The organism is Rhodococcus sp. BP-261, assembly GCF_019835205.1.
Lineage (GTDB): Bacteria > Actinomycetota > Actinomycetes > Mycobacteriales > Mycobacteriaceae > Rhodococcoides > Rhodococcoides kyotonensis_B.
This window is the reverse complement of the sequence record NZ_JABUCO010000008.1, coordinates 138175-157907: the sequence shown is the minus strand read 5'-3', so window position 1 is coordinate 157907 and position 19733 is coordinate 138175. Positions and strand designations below refer to the sequence as shown.

The following is a 19733-nucleotide window of genomic DNA, read 5'->3' as shown; positions in this document are numbered from 1 at the left end:
TCAGCGTGAACGAAGAGCGAGAATCCGAGTTTCGTCGACCGCCGGCACGCCCGGAATTCTCCGTCGCTCCGTTGCGTCCACACACCGAACCGACCGGGCCGACGCCCGCGCTGCGAATCGCACTGTGGGCGTGGGCTGCGGTGGCCGTCGTGTTGGTCGGGATCGCAGCCGTCGTCGCCCTCGAGTACGACGACGTGCGCGCCGCTCTTGCGGTCTCGGTGCAGGACGCCGGGGCCGGCGCCACGTCGCCCGAGGTCGCGGACACGGTGACGGCAACCCTGCTCGGCAGCGGCGCCGTAGCGCTGGTACTGCTTCTGCTCGCGGCGCTCGGTCTGTCGATGGCCGCCGCCAAGCGGGTCGCGTCGGGAATTCTTCTCCTCGTCGTCGGACTCACTACGGTCGGTGCGTGCGTCCTGTTCTGGTCGTTCATGTCCGACGCGGGGTCCATCGCATCGGGCGTGCTGCAGTGGGGTCCGTTGGTGGGTGCGGGCTTCGCCGCAATCGCGTCGGTCGCCGCGGCTATCGGTATGGCCCGGAAGTGATCTTCGCCGCCCGGGATGCGTTCAACAGCTAAGGGTTGCTTTACTTAAGTCATGAATTCGATCCCGACTCGACGTCTCATGGCTCTGACCAGCACGGCGTCGGTTCTCTTACTTGTCACTGCCTGTAGTTCCTCGGAAGCGTCCGAGGAACAGGCGACACCGGGTACGCATTCGGTCTCGACGCAGTTCGGCACGATCGACGTTCCCGACGAGATCGAATCCGTCGTCGTCATCGACGGGCGCCGCGACCTCGACATCGCACTCGCGTTCGATCTTCCGATCGTCGGCATGCCGGTCGAAACCGAAGCTCCGCCGGAGATTCCGGGCGCCCTCACCGCACCCACCGAAGCGCTTCTCGCCGACGGGGTTCCGGAGCTGTATCCGCGGAATGTCGTCGACGTCGAGTCCATCGCACGCGTCGCCCCCGACCTGATCATCGGTCGTGACGAGGTCGTCGAGGAGATCTACGACCAGCTGAGCACCGTCGCACCGGTTCTGCCCGTCGGTTCCACCGGTTCCGGTGTCACGTGGCAGCAGGACGTCCAGGCCGTCGGCGACGCGTTGAACCTGCAGGACGACGCGCAGAAGATCATCGCCGAGTACGACGCACGGGTCGGCGAGATCAAGGCCACCCACGCCGACGCCATCGCGAACACCGTCGTGTTGCCCGTCAGCACATCCGACGAAGGGGGCATCTCCGTCGGACGCGAGCGTGTTCCGTCCATCGCACTCGTGGACATCGGTGCGCGCTTCGGAAGTGCATGGGATGCAGCGACTCCCGAGGTGGAGTACGGGCCCGAGAACATCACGGCGGCCGGCGACGCCGACGCGATCATCGCCGCCATCACCACGGACGAGGACCTGCGCGCGATGAACGCCAACGCACTCTGGACGTCCCTGCCCGCGGTAGCGAACGGCCGCATCGTCCGTACCGACAAGTTCACCAACGACGGCGGACCGTTGACCGCATTGTGGACGCTCGACCTGGTCGAGCAGTTGTACGCACCCGAGTAGGAGCTACGTCCGGATCAGCGCGTGCCTGCGACGATGCCCTCCGCGCTGCGCGCGGCCACGGCGCAGGCACGCGCAGTGAAGGGATCGAGCAGCGGATGCTCGGACATCCTGCGCCACTTCTGCACTGCGGTGAGCGCAGCGTCGCGTATCCCGCTGTCCGCGTCCATACCCAACCGCGCCGCGGGACTTATCCCGTAGCCGCCGATGAGGCGTTGCAACTCGGCGAGGTCGCCTTCCGGAAGCTTCGGCGCCTGCGAGCGCATCCTGCCGAGCAGGCGCAACTCCTGAAAACCGTGCACGTCGGCCAACATCCGGCCTGCTTCGGCACGGAAAACCCCGGACTGCGGGATCGGCCGCGCTTCCAGGATGCGTTGCAGCGCAACGAGAGCCGAGTGAAGCTTCAGCTGGTCGGCACGCTGGCCGAACTGGACGTCGATGACCGAACGCAGTTCGTTCAACCCACTACGCTCGACGAGTTCCGCTGCGAGCGTCGGTGAATCGTGCACACCGAGCTTGATCAGCGTGATCGCCATGCGAATTCCGAACAACCCGAAGCGGTCGACGATGGACGCACGCAGATCCGCGTCCACCGGCAGCAATCCCGGACGGGAGAACCGGTCGGCGGACAGCATGGCGAGCTGCAGGTCGGCGTCGGGCACCTGGGCAAGCGTCTCGAAGGCGGCGAACTCGTTCTGCCGCAACGTCTCTGCCGCCAACGCGAGCAGGCCTGCCACCGGAACGACAGCCTGGCACAGCCCGGTCGCCTCCAACTCGGCGGCGAAGCGCGACGCCACCTCTTTGGCGGACATCATCGCGTCCATGCGGCCCGCGCCTACCTCGTCGGCACGGGACACGACGCCCACGACACCGAGCGGGCCGGACTCGCCGCCGACGTGTGCGCCGATCTGGCCAAGGAACGACACGTCCGTCGCATTCAGCGTCCGTAGCAGATACACCACCGCGTCCGCGCCCGACGACGCGTTCTCCGGTGTCAGCATCGACAGCGTCCTCGCCGACACGTCGCGGGACAGCGACGACGTCCCCGGGGTGTCGATGATGGTGGTGTGGTGCAACGTTCGCGCCGGCCATTCGACGTCGAGGCGATCCACCTGCGACGCCGTCAGGGAACCGAGGTCGAACGTCAGCCTTCCGTCGCGACGCTGCACCGGCACGTGTGCGGAGCGGTCACCGTCGTACCAGGCCGTCACGGTCGGCGACGGGCCGCTGCGGTACCACGTCACGACCTTGGTGCATTCGGTCGCGTCGGTCGGCGCTATGTCCTGTCCGACAAGCGAATTGAGCAGAGTCGACTTGCCCGCCTTCAACGACCCCGCCAGCGCGACGCGTAACGGCTGGTCCAGCCGGTCGAGACATTCCGTCAGTGCTGCGGCCGCATAGGTGTCGATGGAGTAGGCGCTGCGTGCCGCGGCGATGAGGGTGCGAGCGTCGGCGAGAGCGGTCACCGGACGGAATCACCTGCCGGTACGAGAGCCGACGCGCGTTCGTTCAGTTCTGCGACGACCTTCATGTCCCGATCCAATTGCGCGATGCGCGTCGTCCGTTCGGTGGTTTCGACGTTCGCGGCCTCCTGGGCGGCCTTCAGCGAATCGTTGAGCGATCGAAGAGTCTGCTCGGCGATCGACGTGAAGTGGTCGCGCAGGACGCGCTGGATCTGCCGCAGTCGGTCCTTGGACTCCTTGCCGACCTGGAAGCTGACGTCGTCGGTGAATCGGCGGATCGCCATCTTGGCCTCGGCACGCCTGCTCTTGATCCGATTTTCCTTGTCCTCCTTGTACGCCTTCGTGCCCAGCAGCACTCCGGCGCCGATGGAGATCGGGTTGAGCAGGCTGAGCCCGACGAACGTCGTGATGAGACCGAACATCAGGATGCCGCCGTACGACCCGCGCATACCGACGAGCACCTTCTGCGTGATACCGGTCTTGCCGGTCTCCAGATCCGCAAGCGACGCAACGGGATCGAGCACGTTCTCGAGGTCGCCGAGGTCCAGATCGGGTAGCGCGACGGCTCCCGCTGCCGCGAAGTGTTCCGCGACGAGCTCGGACAACCACAGTGCACGCTCGTGCGCCCACACGAAGTTGTCGCCGACGGATGCGGCGATCTGCTCCTCGAGCCATTCCCCCAGCTCGACCCAATCGGATCCGGGATCGCCTTCGTCGACGGTCTCCTCTGCTTCGCGCGTCACCCGGCGCAGGCGGTCGCGCAGGTCGTGGTCGATGTCCGACGCGAGGTCGGCGATACCGTCGCTCAGCGTCTGTTGCCACTGCGACGTCTTCTTGTGCAGTTCCTCGGCGGCGGCCTTGGCCCGCTGCAGTCCGGCGACGGCTGCCGCGGCGCGCTCCGGATCTCGCAGTGCCGCAAGCTCACTGCCCATGGCGAGCGTGAGATGTTCGGTGACGGAACGGACGTCGAGCGACACAGCGGAACGCGTCGTGGCATCGGCCGTCGACACGACCTGGTCGCGCAAGAACGCGTAGAGATCTGGGAAGCCCGATTCGGCGCCCAGCTCCTCGTCGTTCAACCGCAGTGCATGTGAACGCAGCAGCGACGACAGCGGGATCATGGGAACGTCGAGCCCCTCACGCTGCAGATGCCCGCGATTGGCCTCGACGATCTGACGCCAGTGCGGATACAGGTCGGTCTTGGTGATCAACACGGCGACGGACGGGCACAGGCCGAGAACCTGTCGGAGGAAGGCGGTTTCGGGTTCGGTGAACTCACGACTTGCATCCGACACGACCAGTACCGCGTCGGCCGACGGGATCAGGCCGAGAGTTGCTGCGGCATGTGGATTTCCGTGACCTCCGACGCCGGGCGTATCGACGAGAACGAGGCCGTCCGCGAGAAGCGGACTCGGAACGTTCACCTCGAGACGCAGCACCTCACGCCCCTCGGCACGTGGACTCGCGGGCGTGACGGTCTGCAGTTCCTCGAGAGGGAGGTCGACGCGTATCGGGTCGTTACCCGGGTCGGCCAGAACCAGTTGCGCGCTGGGCTGTTCCGCGTTCTGCACGATCGTCGGGATCGCCGTCGTCTCGTCGTCGCCGACCGAGCAGACCTCCAGATTCAGCAGCGAGTTCACGAACTGGCTTTTTCCCTGTTTCAGGGGTCCTACGACGACTATTCGTCTTCTGGGGTCGAGCACTCGATCGCGTGCGAGTTCCATACGCGAGACGAGATCGGACCGTCCGACCGTCTGCGCCACTGCCGCAGTGCGATCGAGCAGATCGGCCAGCTGCTTCGCTTGCCCGTCCATAGCCTTCTTTCGGATACACGTGTGTTTGAACGAGACTCTAACGACGAAGAGGCCCCGCGCGCACTATGCGGGGCCTCTTCGTCGTTACATGTCAGGGTGTCACGGGTTCAGCAGGTCCGTGTTGTGGTCGACCGCGACGTCGGTGACGGACGCGGCAGTGCTGTCGATGTCGCCGTGCAGGCTGCTGTCACCCGACAATGCCGAGCTTGCGCTGCCGAAGACATCGGAGTCGACCGACGACCAGGCGCTGCTCGACGCGGCCCCGTCGAACGAGCCCGACAGCGAACCGGACGTGCTCGCGGCGCCGTCGGCGAATCCGCCGATGCCGGAGGAGATTCCACCTGCGAGTCCGCCGACTGCGTCGGCACCGCCGCCGATTCCGCCCGCGATTTGACCTGCCACGTCGGATCCGGCGTCGACGCCACCGGCCAGTCCGCCTGCGACGTCGCCCGCCACGTTTCCGGCGGCAGAGCCTGCGGCTTCTGCACCGCCGGTGACTGCGCCGGCGACGCCTGCGCCTGCTGTCGCACCTGCGTCGACTCCGGCACCGAGTCCGGTGGTCAGGCCGCCGCCGAGGTCACCGGCGACCGAGCCACCGAGGTCGGCAGCGCCGTCGACCGCACCAGCCAAGCCACCGCCAAGACCAGCAGCCGCATCGACACCCGCACCGACAGTTCCATCCACCGCACCAGCCAGACCACCGCCAAGACCAGCAGCCGCATCGACACCCGCACCGACAGTTCCATCCACCGCACCAGCCAGGCCACCGCCCAGACCGGCAGCCGCGTCCACACCCGCACCGACAGTTCCATCCACCGCACCAGCCAGGCCACCGCCCAGACCAGCAGCCGCGTCCACACCCGCACCGACAGTTCCATCCACCGCACCAGCCAAGCCACCGCCAAGACCAGCAGCCGCGTCCACACCCGCACCGACGGTTCCGCCGAGAGCGCCACCGAGGCCGGTGGTGAGTCCGCCGCCGAGACCTGCGAGTCCGCCGGTCAGGCCTGCACCTGCGTTGCCGACGGCGGCGAGGCCACCGTCCAGTCCGCCTGCGAGGCCACCTGCGACGCCGCCGACGGTTCCGAGTCCCAGATCACCGGAACCCGTGAGGTCGCCGGCCGCACCGAGGGCCGCGTCGAGAGCTCCGGTGAGCGCGCCGCCGAGCTCTGCGCCGCCACCGAGGGCCGTACCGAGGTCGAGCGACGTACCGAGATCGAGTGCACCGCTGGTGTCCAGGACGGTGTCCAGGGCTGCGCCGAGGCCTGCGCCCGCTTCGCCGCCCACACCGAATGCTGCGCCGAGCACGCCTTCGAGGTCGGTGGCTGCACCGACGTCGACGCCTGCAGTCGCGTCGAGTGCGGAGCCGAGAGCCGCGGTCAGGCTGCCGATCGCGCTGGTGTCTAGGTCGAGTGCGGTGCCGAGTGCACCGGAGACGATGCCGCCGAGGTCGGCGCCGGTCACTCCGGTGAGGTCCAGGTCGGCGAGGGCACCCGCGTCGAGCACTGCGCCGAGCGAGGACCCGATCGTCGACGCGAGGCCGCCTTCGGTCGCGAAGACGCTCTCGAGTGCGCCGCCGAGGCCCGAGGCCACGTCGAGGTCGACGCCACCCGCCAGGTCGCCTGCTGCACCGAGGGCTGCGTCGAGTGCACCTGTCAGTGCGCCACCGAGCGCTCCGCCTGCACCGAGAGCCGTACCGAGGTCGAGTGCACCGGTCGTGTCGAGCACGGCGTCGAGAGCTGCGCCGAGGCCTGCTCCCGCTTCGCCGCCCAGTCCGAACGCGCCGCCGAGGATGCTTTCGAGATTGCCACCGAGACCTGCGCCCAATGCGCCGTCGATCGCCGTGCCGAGCGAACCGGTCAGGTCACCGATGACACCTGCGTCGAGATCCAGCGCGGTTCCGAGCGTGCCTGCGACGATGGCACCGAGGTCGGCGCCGACGAGGCCACCGAGGTCCAGATCGGCCAGGACGCCTGCGTCGAGGACGGCACCGAGGGCGCCGCCGAGGGCAGTTCCGAGGCCACCCTGCAGAGCCAGAACGCTTTCGAGACCACCCGCAAGACCGCCGGCCAGGCCTCCCGCGAGACCGCCGCCTGCGCTGATCGCGGCGTCGAGGGCCGAGCCGAGTCCTGCTGCGACACCGCCGCCGAGGCCGAGGCCCGCGGTCAGTGCGGTTCCGAGGTCACCGGCGAGATCGATTCCGCCGAGGCCGATCACGGCACCGAAGGCGTCGCCGAGTGCTGCGCCGAGGTCGGCACCGATGGTTCCGCCGACACCGAAGACCGATTCGAGGGCGCCGCTCAGTGCACCGTCGACGCCGGCGAGAGCGCCGAGGTCGATGCCGCCCACAGCTCCGAGGGCCGCGTCGAGAGCGCCGTTCAGTCCTGCCGTCACGTCGGCACCGAGGTCGAGTCCGCCGCCGATGAGGCCGGTCAGTGCGCCGCCGAGATCCGCTGCGCCACCGAGGTCGATCGATCCGCCCGCGCCGATGATCGCCTCGAGTGCGGCGCCGAATGCTGCGCCGAGCTCGGCACCGATCTGGCCACCGACGGCCAGTGCCGCGCTGAGAGCTGCACCGATGGACGCTGCGATGTCGCCCGCGAGGTCGATGTCACCGCCGAGTCCGCCTCCGATTCCACCGCCGATGATTCCGCCGCCTGCAAGGCCACCGCCGACGACGGCTCCTGCGGTCAGGCCGAGGCCGGTCGACAGTCCGCCGCCGATCGCGGCACCGCCGGCGAGACCGCCCTCGATGCCACCCGACGCGCCTGCGCCGACGATCGCGGCCAACTGCGATCCGGCGCCGGCGAAGAGGCCGGACTCGGCGACCATCGGTGCGACCGCGACGATGTCCGCGTGGCAGACGTCGCCGAGCCCGGCCGCGGCGAGAGCAGCCTCGGGGTTGGCGCAGTACGCGGCAGCTGCCTCGTCGTCGCGCAGCAGGCTGAGGATGAAGTCGAGTACTGCGTTGGTGGCCATGTCCTGGCTCCTTCTGGAATCGGTGATTCGTGGTTGATCACAAAGCTATGGACCCCAGCGGGTTCGGCCAACGGGCCCCAGCCCCCTATTCACGAAGCTTCTCCCAGGGGTGTCGCATTAGGGGATCTCGGAGCTATAGGGGATTTCCCCGCCAACCATCCGTGAGCAGCTGTGAAGCGTAACGAAAGATGCCATGCTTTCGACATCAACGACAGCGCCGCTCGGCGCTGGCACCTCGAGAAGTCGGAGACGCAGAAATGAGCGCAGGGCTCGGCATAAGGATCGGAACGATCACCTCGGTGGCCGTCCGCAGCGATTCCCACGACCCGCACGCGCCCCGCGACTACGCGACCGACGAGGCCATGCCCACCGTCACCAAGAAGTCCGCGCTCGATCTGCGCCCCGGTGCCGCACCCAGCCTCGCGAACACAGGGGAGCGTAGCCCGCGGCACCTGCTGAGCGGCTTCGCAGATCGCGTCGGCGACCCTGTTCCGCTCATCGACGACGACGGCCGTTCGCACCAGGCCGAGGATCTGTTCGCCACGGCCGCGCGTGTTCTCGTCGCCGAGGTGAGCGCGGGGGCGGAATCCGACGCGGCCGTCGTTCTCACCCATCCCGATCGTTGGTCCGGCTACACCGTCGACACCCTGCGCGACGCGCTGGGACGTGCGGGCGTTCCCGACGCGACCCTCGTCACCGACTCGGTCTCCTCGATGCGGTGGCTCGAGAGCATGCGCGGCGCGTCGGGCGACGGACTCGTCGTCGTCTACGACCTCGGCGCGTCGTCGCTCGACGTGACGTTGATGCGAACCGGCGTCGAGCAGGGCGCCCTCGGCCCCGGCGTGCACTCCACCGACTTCGGCGGCGCGCAGTTCGACCACCTGATCACGCAGTACGTGCTCGAAACCGTCTCGAGCAGCCATTCTTTCGATTTCGATCCGTTCGATCCCGATACCGTCGGTGCTCTCGTCGAACTGCGCGCCCGCTGCGGCGAGGCCAAGGAGCAGCTGTCCTACGAGACCGCGACGACGCTGTCGGTCGACCTGCCCGGATTCAGCGCCGAGACGCGTCTGGTTCGCGACGAGGTCGAAGACCTGCTGCGCCGGCCGATTCTCGACTCGATCGAACTGGTCCGGGAAACGTTGCACACGACGGGTCTCGACATCTCCGACGTGACGCAGGTTCTCCTGATCGGTGGCAGCTCGAGCATTCCACTCGTCGCCGAACTGATCTCCTCGGAGCTGCGAGTACCGGTCGTCACCGGTCCGCACCCGGACCGCATCCCGGCCATCGGAGCCGCACTGTTCGGCGCGGAGATCGCCGCCGCGAGCGTCGCCGAGGCACCCACGGCGGCAGCCGTCGCAGTCACCCGGCCCGCGCCTCGTCCCGCGCCGGTGATGTCGACGGCAGCTGCCGACGAGGGCCGCATGTCGGGCCGCAAGCGCGCGGGTATCGTCGTCGCTTCGGTTGCGGCACTTGCCGTTCTGGCCGGCGGCGGACTCTCCCTCGGTACCGCGCTCACCTCGAACGACGCGCCGGCCGATGCAGCGGTCGTCAGTACCACGACCCCGTCGACGACGACGGCGCCCGGAACCACCGCAGCGACCGTCGCCGACTCGAACGGGACGGCCACGACGTCGAACGGCCTGCCCGCCCCGACCGTCGCAGCCGACGGAACGCTCATCCCGGCGCCGGGCACCGTGATCGCGCCCGACGGCACCGTCGTCGCCGATCCGGCAGCTCCCGCGGCAACCGGAACACCGGGTGCGCCCGCGCCGAACGTCGCCGTTCCCGACGTCTCCGTCCCGAGCGTGTCCGTTCCGAGCCCGCAGGCACCGACGTACACAGCACCCACCTACACCCCGCCGACCTACAACGGTCCGACGCTCGGTGACGTGGGTACCGGCGTCGGCGGAGCCGTCAGCGATCTCGGCACCGGCGTCGGAGGCCTGACCGGCGGCGTCGTCGACGGTCTCGGCAACGTCGTCGGCGGAGTTACCGGACCTCTGCTCGGCAACTGATGTCGCTGACGAAGCCGGCGATTGCCGCACGGGCAGCGGAACGAGGTCGACCGATCTCGGGCGCTCTCGCCAGTACCGTCCTGACGGTGACCGGCGGGTGTCCGACGACGGTGGACATCGCGATCGACGCTGCGCGACAAGCTGATTCGGACGAATCCGTCACCCGAGTCGTCGCGGACGCCGTGTACGAGCATCAGGTTCGACAGCTTCGTGACCTCGACAGCTCCGAGCAGGACGTCGTCGCCCTTGTGCACTTCGGCATCGGTCACGACGTCGAGGTGTTGACCGAACTGTCCGATGGCTCCGACGCCGCGTCCGTTCTCGAGCAGGCGCTCGCGTCGGGTGTGCTGGCCGCAGGTCCGCTGCCGGGCGTCGACCGGGCGTTGCGTGAAGTTCTCGGCGCTCGACGACTCTCGGCCGTGCTCACGACGCTGCTCGAGTTCCGGCTGAAGACCGAGACTCTCGACGCGTCCACCGCACTGACGTTGTCGCGCAACGGGATACAGCACCCCTCATTGGCCCGATTCCTCGCCGCTGCCGCGGACGCCGCCGAGCCGGACGACGCCGCGCTCCTCTATGCGGGCGCCGTCGACGCCGGGGCTGATCCGCTGCCGGTGGCCGCGCGCCGAGCCGAGGCGTCGGCCGCGCTCGGCGACTTCGATGCGGCCGAGCAGTTGTGCGACACCGTGCTCGAGAACAGCACGTCGGTCGATGTCGACGACCTACGCAGAGCGGTCAGGGTGTCCGCCACCGTCGCCGCCGAACGCGGGATGACAGCACGAAGCGTTCAGCTGTTCGAGTGGCTCGGACCCGAACGACTCGGCGCCGACGCCGATCTCGCGCGAACGGTGTCACTCGTCGGCGGCGTTCTCCCTGCGTCTGACACAGACAAGCCGTCAGCGCCACCGACGTCGGCGACCGCCGCCGTGGCCCTGTTGGCGACGGGCCTCGAGCAAAGCGTCGCAGCCCGGTCGACCGCCGACGTCGTCGCCGCGACGAACACGTTGATGCGGTCGGTGTCGTTGTCCCGAACCAGCATTCGCCGCGTCGCGCCCGAGAACGCCGCGTCGACGTCGGTGCTGTTCGCTCTGCATTCGGGTGACCTGGCGAGAGCGGAGTCGATCGCCGCGCGCGCCGCGGACCAGCTGCCCCCTCGCCACCCCGCTGCCACCCGAATCGCGTTGCTGCGCATCTGGACTGCGATGCTCGCCGGGGACACCCAGTCGGCGGCCTCCGGGCTCGACGCAGTGAAGATCCCCGCGTCGCACACGCGCAGTCTGTTCTTCGCGCACGCACTCCGCGTCGGCCTCGCGCGACGCTCGGGCGACGCGGGCGCGCTGCTGCGGGCGTGGGACGACGCACAGGACGTCGTCGCCGCCTACGCGGCAGATCTGCTCTCACTACTCCCGGTCGGTGAATTGTGGCTTGCGGCAGTACGACTGGGTAGACCGGAGGCAGTGTCGCATCTCGTCGCGCAAGCCCAGCTCGTCGTCGAGATGTTGGACGAGCCGCCCGCATGGTCGTCGGCGCTGCATTGGTACGGCGTTCAGGCGGCGATCCTCGCCGAGAATCCACCCGCGCTCGTCCCGCACGCCAAAGTACTTGCGGCCGCAGCCGAATCGAACCGCTACAGCGCGGCGCTGGCAGGTGCTGGCCGTGCGTGGCTGGCCGTACTTCAGGGGCACCCCGATGTTGCGGACGTCGAATCCGCGGCACGCTCGTTGGCGGGCGTCGGATTGTCATGGGACGGGGCGCGTCTCGCCAGCGAAGCAGCGTTACGCGTCGAGGACACGCGGGTCGCGACGGCACTCCTGCAGATCGCCCGATCGCTACGCCAACCCGTCGCGGCGCCTACCGCAACGACGGTGGAACCCAAGGGGTCTCTCAGCGCACGCGAAGCGGAGGTCGCCGAACTCCTCGTCCTCGGTATCACCTACCGCGAGGCCGGCAGCAGGCTCTACATCTCGGCGAAGACCGTCGAACATCATGTTGCACGCATTCGCCGACGGCTCGGCGCCGGCTCGCGCTCGGAACTGTTGTCGATGCTGCGTGCCATGGGATACGGGTCGAGCGGCGCCGAGGTGTAACTCCCGGGCCCCCGAATACGACATCCCGGGCAGTGAGGTGCGCCGTACGGTTCGCCATGGTCCGACCCGAGGTCAAAGCTGAGATGTACAACCGGCACGCGCAGCCCGCGCACAGTTCGTCCACCGGCGAAACACTTCCCGACGTGGGCCTGTTCATCGACGACGACCGAGCCATCGCCGCGGTGTCCCACCCGCTGCGTTCGGACCCGTCGCTGCACGTTGCGTCACTGCATCCGACGGTGCTGTTCGTGCATGCCGACGGCTCTGCCTCTCTGGGCGGCACCGACGACGCCGACGCGACCGAATTCACCGGTTTCGTCTCCGACACCGACGACCGCGGCGGATTCAGCGCCTCGGACCTCACTGCGATGACGATGTTGTGCCTGTTGAGCGACGTCGCGGGCCCGACGAACAACGGAGTCGACGCCCTCGCCGCAGCGGCGACCTACCCAGCCACCTGGACTGCCGAACACATCGGATCCGTGCGGGAGTCCATGAACCATCACGGCCTCGGGCACGTCGCGCTCGTGTCGGAAGCCGAAGCACTGCGAGCGTGGTCGGAAAGCACCTTGTCGACGTGGGCCGGATCGGATTCCGGTATCGCCGCCGCGCGCGGTGCCGCAGCGCTAGCGGGTGCGTATCCCGTCGACGCGGTGACCGAGAGAATCCCGGTGGCCGGAGGGCGTCGAACGTCGTCGCGCACTCCTCTTCTTCTTGCTGCCGGCTTCGCTGCCGTGCTCACGCTCGCAGCCGGGGTCACGGCGTTGGCATTGCGCGGGTCGGATTCGACGGTCGTTCCGACGATCGACAGCGCCGACGTCGCCGCACCTACGACAACCGTCTCTTCGCCTGCCCCGCAGATCCCGTTCCCGACGGTCGTTCCCATCGTCGAACCCGAAGCGCCGGCGATGCTGGTCCCGACGGTCGAGGTCACCACACCTCCCGAAACGACGCCTCCGGCCGTCGAAGAGCCAATCGCGACGCGGCCGGCGGCTGACGCAACGACCACCACTCCCGACGTCACCACTCCGGACCGTCCCGAGAAGGAGCCGTCGACGCCTGAGGTTCCGGAGGAGGACCAGTCGGAAGAAGTCGACGAAGGCGACGGCAGCACCGTGCCAACCGCGACGCCTGACACGGGTCAATCGATTCAGACGCCGGATACTCCTGCCTTCGGCTAGCTCCCCCGCACGCTGACCTGCGTCGGTGCCGGCTGCACACACTCATGCCCTAAGGTGGGGCGCTGACACCAGACCCGATGAAGGGATTTCATGCGTAACACGGGGGCACTGCGCGCCGCAGTGATCGGTTCATCGGCGTTGTTGTTCTTCGCTGCTTTCTCCACTCCTGCCTCGGCTGCCCCCGAGGGAACCGTCGTGCAGGGTTCCGCGGATCAGCTTCCGCAGGAACTCGCCGACGCGGTGATCCGCGATCTGAAGATTTCGCCGCAGGAGTACTTGGACCGCGCTGCACGCGCGCAGGAATTGTCGACGTACGCATCCGATTTCCGCGCCTCGCGTCCCGGTGATTTCGCGGGCGCCTGGATCGGGGAGGACGGTCAGGCCGTGGTCGCCGTGACGTCGCAGGACGCTGCGCGTGCCGTCGCGAAAGACGGATTCGGCACCGAGCAGCGCCCCGTGTCGGCGGACGGTCTCGAACAGTCGCTGGGCGAACTGAACAAGTGGGTGGCGTCGCTGCCTCGTGAGGTCTCGAGTCAGATCAACGGAACCTCGATCGACTTCCTGGACAACCGAGTCGTCATCGACATCGCGAACAGCGACATCGGACGCGCGCTCAATCTCCCGACTCTGCTGGCGAATCTGAAGGTCAATCTGTCTCCCGGCGGACAGCAGCCGGCCGACCCGTCGCCGATGGGTGGAGACACCTACATCACGACGCCTGCTCCCATCGCGGAGGTGCCGACCACCGACATCAGCATCTGCTCGTTCGGGTTCAATGCTGTCGACGGTTCCGGCAACCCGGTCAATCTGAGTGCGGGACATTGCAATCCGAATGCGGAGACAGGTGCAGGCGGCGCCCCGGTGTACTTGCCGAACCCTGCTGACGTACACAACAGCACGCAGATCGGCTCGTTCCAGCGTTCGAGCCTCGGCACGGGCAATGCGCTCGACTGGTCGGTCATCTCGTTGAACGACAAGGCAGTTCAGTCCGGGCTCGACCGCCCGACCGTGCGCGGCGCCAACGGCAGCACGGTGACCATCACGGGCACCGCCGATCCCGTTGTGGGAGCACCGGTGTGCAAATCCGGTCAGTCGTCGTCGTTCACGTGCGGTGTCATCGCCGCCGACCGCGTCGAGACACAGCTGTTCATGGACGACGGCACCAGCCGTACCGTCCGCGGATTCGCCAGTACCGCATGCACCCTGTCCGGTGACAGTGGTGGCGCGATCGTGACGGGCACGCTCGCTCTCGGCGTCACCAGTGGCTCGAACAGCGGTGGTGCGCCGAACTGCACCGAAGCCAACATCACGCTCGCCCACTTCGGTGGCACTGCAAGCCTGGGCATTCCGGTCAACGCCATCGCAGCGGAAACCGGTACGACGGTGCGGACCGCTCCGGTCGACTAGTCCACTTCGCTCGGCTAGTCCAATTTGCTCGACGATGGGCCATCGCAGCACGTGCTGCGGTGGCCCATTTTTCTGTCTGCGTGCGGTTTGCTGTGGCAGACGCTCACCGTTTCGTCAGACGCACGCCTGTTCGCTGACCATTCGCCGCGCGGTTGGCGAATCGGCGAGCGTCTACGGCTGGATTGTCGACACAGACTGCAGAAACCGGCAATTCGGTTCGTGCGCCATATAATTCGTTTCGCACACTACGAGCTCGACCCCTCGAATATCCCCGACGAACTCGTCGCCGAACAGATACGGAATCACATGCTTGGACTGCTTGGAGTTGCGTTCGACCTCATCGGCTACGCCGTGACCATCATCGCCGAAGGAATCAAACTCTCCTCCCCCGGCACGTTCAACTGAACTGCCCCGCACACAACTCAGGCCCGTCACCACGGAGGTGACGGGCCTGAGATTGTTCGTACTGGTCGATCAGTTCGCGAACTTCGTGGTTCCCGGGGGAGCCAGAAGCGTGTTGATCAGGTCGATGCCTGCGATGACGAGGGTCGGACCGCCGGCAACGATGGTGCCGATAACACCACCAGCGCCTGCTGCAATCGGAATGGTAATAACTCCACCAGCGCCGAGCAGCGGCAGGCCGGCGAGGAAACCAATTCCCGCCCCGATGATCGTGCCGGTCAATCCGCCGATAGCGGTTGCGAGCCCCAGCTGGGACGCGAACGTCTGCTGAGCCTTCAAGTTCTCATCGGGCGATGCAACCGGCGTCGCGCCGAGGGACTTCGAGTTGGCCGACGCCTTGCTCAGATCGAGCTGCGGGACCAGGCGGAGCGTCTTGCCGTCGTTGTCGACGTTCTGCTCGTACGGGAAGTTGAGGCCACCGAGGTTGAAGGACAAAGGCAGGGTCACGACGACCTTGTCGGCCTGGTCGAGAACGTCGACCGTCTTGCCGTCGTCGGCGACCTTGAAGACACCGGCGTCGATCGTCGTGACGATCGTGCGGTCCTGCTGCTCGACCGTGTAGTTGATGTCGTCCGACTGAGCGGGAGCGTCGGTGGCCGGGTCTGCATAGGCAGTTCCGCTGGCGAGTCCCATCGCGGAGGCAACGAATGCCGCCGTAACGACCAGTTTGCTGAGTTTCATGTCGAGATTGTTCCGTTTCTATGCAGGAGCCTGGCTGTACTGATCTTGAGGGGGGCCCGTCGACGCAGAAACACCCTGACTTGAATCCGCGAATATGTCGGTGCTGCAGCAGCATAACGTACAAGTCGGACCGCGCGTTATCGTCTCGCCACCTTCCCGAGTCCGTTTCTTTGCAAAGGCCCTGCAAAGCACAGGAAAATGCCAGCGCATGGTTTCGATGCCCCCAATTTCAGGGGCAAACGTGACCCGTTCGAGACCGAGTGGTGAACGCAATGAACGCAACTTAGGTCTGCCTTCCGATTCACCCTGTCGGAGCCTGGGAATAACGTGAGCCGTCGGACGCTACCTACTGACCGGTTCAGCCCACCGCGACGAAGGTCGATCCGTAGAACTACCTGCACCGCTCTCGCCGGGCGGTGCGAAGTTACTCGTCAGTATGCTGAAGTTGTTACTGATGGGTAACTTGGCTACGCTTAGGCTGATGGGGCTGACCCGAGGTGGCTCTCCTTGCTGCCGATGAACGAAAGGCCGCTTACATGAACGCCCTGACGATCACGTTGGGCACGGTCGGTGCGCTGTTGAGTCTCGTGTGTTGGTACGCGTTCATTCGCGGCGCACTGCGGATGTTCAACATCGTCCGACTCGGCCAACCTGCTCCGGACCGCTGGCGTCCGATCGTCCCCCGCTTCAAGCAGATGGTCGTCGAGTTCCTCGCTCACACCAAGATGGTCAAGTTCCGGACCGTCGGTTGGGCGCACTGGCTCGTCATGATCGGCTTCATGCTGGGCGCGGTCGTGTGGTTCGAGGCCTACGGCCAGACGTTCAACCCCGAGTTCCACTGGCCACTCGTGGGCAACACTGCGGTCTACCACTTCCTGGACGAGATCCTCGGACTCGGCACTGTCATCGGTATCACGACGCTGATCATCATTCGTCAGCTGAACCACCCGCGTAAGCCCGAGCGTCAGTCGCGCTTCGCCGGGTCACGCTTCCAGGCCGCCTACTTCGTGGAAGCCGTCGTCCTCATCGAGGGTCTCGGCATGATCTTCGTGAAGGCAGGCAAGATCGCCACCTACGGTCACGCCAATGCGTGGACCGATTTCTTCACGATGAACCTCGCGAAGCTGCTTCCCGCCAGCCCCAACATGGTTGCGGTCTTCGCATTCATCAAGCTGATGTCCGGCATGATCTGGCTCTACATCGTCGGCACTCGCATCAACTGGGGTGTCGCGTGGCACCGCTTCACGGCGTTCCCCAACATCTACTTCAAGCGCATGGACGACGGCACCGTGGCTCTCGGCCCGGCCAAGCCGATGATGTCCGGCGGCAAGGTCCTCGAGATGGAGGAAGCCGACCCCGACGTCGACGCGTTCGGCGCGGGCAAGATCGAGGACTTCAGCTGGAAGGGCTGGCTCGACTTCACCACCTGCACCGAGTGTGGCCGCTGCCAGTCGCAGTGCCCCGCGTGGAACACCGGCAAGCCGCTGTCTCCGAAGCTGCTCATCATGTCGCTGCGCGACCACAGCCACGCCAAGGCGCCGTACCTCCTCGCCGGTGGCAAGAAGGATCTCGGCGGTGACGAGGTGGGTCTCGTCGACGCCGACGGTAACCCGGATCAGGCGAAGCTCGACCGGATCCCGCAGGCTGCGCGCGACGAAGCCGATCGCAAGCTCGTCGCCGACGCCGTCGAGGGCGGCATCATCGATCCCGAGGTTCTGTGGAGCTGCACCACGTGTGGCGCATGCGTCGAGCAGTGCCCGGTGGACATCGAGCACGTCGACCACATCATCGACATGCGTCGTTACCAGGTCCTCATCGAGTCGGAGTTCCCGACCGAGTTGGCGGGCCTGTTCAAGAACCTCGAGAACAAGGGCAACCCCTGGGGCCAGAACTCGAAGGACCGTCTCAACTGGATCAACGAGATGGACTTCGACATCCCGGTCTTCGGACAGGACGCCGACTCGTTCCAGGATTACGAGTACCTCTTCTGGGTCGGCTGCGCCGGCGCCTACGAGGACCGCGCAAAGAAGACCACGAAGGCCGTCGCCGAGCTGCTCGCGACCGCGGGCGTGAAGTTCATGGTGCTCGGCGCCGACGAGACCTGCACCGGTGACTCGGCTCGCCGCGCCGGCAACGAGTTCCTGTTCCAGCAGCTCGCGATGCAGAACATCGAAACGCTCAACACCGTGTTCGACGGCGTCTCACGCGAGAAGCGGAAGATCGTCGTCACCTGTGCGCACTGCTTCAACGCTCTCGGTAACGAGTACCCGCAGGTCGGCGGCGACTACGAGGTGGTTCACCACACGCAGCTGCTCAACCGTCTCGTGCGGCAGAAGAAGCTCATCCCGGTCGCCTCGGTCAGCCAGGACATCACCTACCACGACCCGTGCTACCTGGGCCGTCACAACAAGGTGTACGACGCTCCCCGCGAGCTGATGGCCGCGTCCGGCTCCAACCTGAAGGAAATGCCGCGTCACGGTGAGCGGTCCATGTGCTGTGGTGCCGGTGGTGCCCGCATGTGGATGGAAGAGAACATCGGCAAGCGCATCAACATCGACCGGGTCGACGAGGCGCTCGAGACCAACCCCAAGAAGATCGCCACGGGCTGCCCGTTCTGCCGCGTCATGCTCACCGACGGTGTCACGGCACGTCAGGAAGGCGGCGCACACGAAGGCGTCGAGGTCGTCGACGTCGCGCAGCTGATGCTCGAGTCGATCACCCGCGTCGACTCGTCGGTCCTCAGCGAGAACGTCAAGGTCGTTCCCCGCGAGCTCACCCCGGAAGAGAAGCTCGAGTCCGAGAAGATCGCGGAGGTCGAGGAGAAGGGCCGCGTCGAGGAGGTCGAGGTCGCTGCCGAGGGTGTCGATCCCGAGGAAGCCACCGAGAAGGCACAGCCCGCCAAGGCGGCAGGCGGACTGAAGATGAAGGGCCTCGCGAAGGCACCGGGAGCCAAGGCGCCCGGGGCGAAGGCGCCAGGAGCGAAGTCCGAGAACGCCGACGGTGACACTGCGGCCGACGCGTCGAAGCCCAAGGGTCTCGGTCTTGCCGGCGGCGCGAAGGCTCCCGGCGGCAAGGGTCTTCAGGTCAAGGGCAAGGCACCGGGCGCGAAGTCTGCGGCACCGAAGCCTGCCGAACCCGCAGCAGCAGAGTCGACGGCCGACGCGACGTCGGAGACACCTGCCGAAGCGACGGAGACGAAGCCGACCGTCAAGCCCAAGGGTCTTGCCGTGAAGTCGGGCTTCAAGAAGCCGGGCGCCAAGGCACCCGGCAAGCCTGCGGCAGCTGCGGCGCCGACGGCCGAGGCAACCCCGGCACCGAAGGCCGATACAGCCGATGCGCCCGCAGACGCTCCGGCCGAGTCGACCGATACGTCGGCCACGCCTGCGTCCGAGTCGATGCCGACGGTCAAGCCCAAGGGTCTCGCCGTGAAGTCCGGCTTCAAGAAGCCAGGCGCCAAGGCACCCGGGAAGCCTGCCGCAGCACCTGCGCCCGCGGCGGAACCTGAGCCCGCGGCAGGACCACAGGCTCCCGCCGAGGCCACATCGGAAGCCCCAGCGAATGTGCCTACCGAGGCGAGCGCACCGGAGTCAGCTGCTACCGAGGCGAGCGCACCGGAGTCAGCTGCACCCGAGGCAACGACGTCGGCACCGGCTCAGGAGTCGAAGCCGACTGTCAAGGCCAAGGGTCTCGCAGTGAAGTCGGGGTACAAGAAGCCAGGCGCCAAGGCACCCGGCAAGCCTGCAGCAGCCCCGGCACCCTCCGAGCCTGCCGCGGAACCGGCCGAACCGGCTGCTCCGACCCAGCCGACCCAGGAAGCGGAGGCACCTGCCGAATCCGAGCCGACCACCCCGGCTCAGGAGACGAACGCGCCGGAGTCGACGGCAACGGAGACGACGCCGGAAGCACCTGCCGAGACGTCGAACGGGGATGCTCCGGCTCCCCCGACTGCGAAGCCCGGTGGACTCGGCTTCCGTGCCGGAGCGAAGGCACCCGGTCGACGGAAGTAATCTGGCACCTTTTTCACCGACTTCGCCCCCGCGCTCGCGTCAGAGCTCGGGGGCGAAGTCGTCAACGGGGGTGCTTGG

11 protein-coding genes are annotated in these 19733 nt (G+C 67.1%); 7 read left to right on the top strand and 4 right to left on the bottom strand.

What is annotated here, in order from left to right; genetic code table 11:
* Positions 1-5 precede the first annotated feature (5 nt).
* Positions 6-542 carry a hypothetical protein gene (locus tag HQ354_RS12235; RefSeq protein ID WP_240930865.1) on the top strand — a complete coding sequence of 179 codons (537 nt, stop codon included), beginning with the start codon at positions 6-8 and terminating at the stop codon, positions 540-542.
* A 51-nt stretch (positions 543-593) separates the two neighbouring features.
* Positions 594-1556 (top strand): ABC transporter substrate-binding protein, encoded by a 963-nt coding sequence (locus HQ354_RS12230; protein ID WP_068425420.1) that lies wholly within the window; start codon positions 594-596, stop codon positions 1554-1556.
* Between the two features lie 14 nt (positions 1557-1570).
* Here HQ354_RS12230 and HQ354_RS12225 read toward each other — a convergent pair whose 3' ends face one another.
* The 3 genes from HQ354_RS12225 to HQ354_RS12215 all read right to left on the bottom strand — a co-directional run bounded on the left by HQ354_RS12225 (position 1571) and on the right by HQ354_RS12215 (position 7809).
* Positions 1571-3019, bottom strand: a complete 1449-nt coding sequence (locus HQ354_RS12225; RefSeq protein WP_167675141.1) for a dynamin family protein — start codon at positions 3017-3019, stop codon at positions 1571-1573.
* A complete protein-coding gene (locus tag HQ354_RS12220; protein WP_167675143.1) occupies positions 3016-4830 on the bottom strand; it encodes a dynamin family protein in 1815 nt (604 codons plus the stop codon). The genes HQ354_RS12225 and HQ354_RS12220 overlap by 4 nt, the downstream gene beginning before the upstream one ends.
* 99 nt (positions 4831-4929) lie before the next feature.
* Positions 4930-7809 carry an IniB N-terminal domain-containing protein gene (locus HQ354_RS12215; RefSeq protein WP_222634739.1) on the bottom strand — a complete coding sequence of 960 codons (2880 nt, stop codon included), beginning with the start codon at positions 7807-7809 and terminating at the stop codon, positions 4930-4932.
* Positions 7810-8066: 257 nt separating this feature from the next.
* On the opposite strand from HQ354_RS12215, the gene HQ354_RS12210 reads away from it, so the two are divergent.
* From HQ354_RS12210 to HQ354_RS12195, 4 genes are all read left to right on the top strand, one after another.
* On the top strand, positions 8067-9830 hold the full coding sequence (locus HQ354_RS12210) for an Hsp70 family protein (protein ID WP_222634738.1): 1764 nt from the start codon (positions 8067-8069) through the stop codon (positions 9828-9830).
* Positions 9830-11917 carry a LuxR C-terminal-related transcriptional regulator gene (locus tag HQ354_RS12205; RefSeq protein WP_222634737.1) on the top strand — a complete coding sequence of 696 codons (2088 nt, stop codon included), beginning with the start codon at positions 9830-9832 and terminating at the stop codon, positions 11915-11917. Before HQ354_RS12210 ends, HQ354_RS12205 begins: the two co-directional genes overlap by 1 nt.
* Positions 11918-11973: 56 nt before the next feature.
* Positions 11974-13098, top strand: a complete 1125-nt coding sequence (locus tag HQ354_RS12200; RefSeq protein WP_222634736.1) for a hypothetical protein — start codon at positions 11974-11976, stop codon at positions 13096-13098.
* Positions 13099-13188: 90 nt separating this feature from the next.
* Entirely contained in the window at positions 13189-14505 is a 1317-nt protein-coding gene (locus tag HQ354_RS12195) for a S1 family peptidase (RefSeq protein ID WP_222634735.1), read from the top strand.
* A 474-nt stretch (positions 14506-14979) separates the two neighbouring features.
* Here HQ354_RS12195 and HQ354_RS12190 read toward each other — a convergent pair whose 3' ends face one another.
* Positions 14980-15648, bottom strand: coding sequence for an ammonium transporter (locus HQ354_RS12190; RefSeq protein ID WP_222634734.1), 669 nt, complete (start codon positions 15646-15648; stop codon positions 14980-14982).
* A 536-nt stretch (positions 15649-16184) separates the two neighbouring features.
* On the opposite strand from HQ354_RS12190, the gene HQ354_RS12185 reads away from it, so the two are divergent.
* Positions 16185-19655: a (Fe-S)-binding protein gene (locus tag HQ354_RS12185; RefSeq protein WP_222634733.1), complete on the top strand. Its 3471-nt coding sequence runs from the start codon at positions 16185-16187 to the stop codon at positions 19653-19655.
* The last annotated feature ends 78 nt before the right edge of the window (positions 19656-19733 follow it).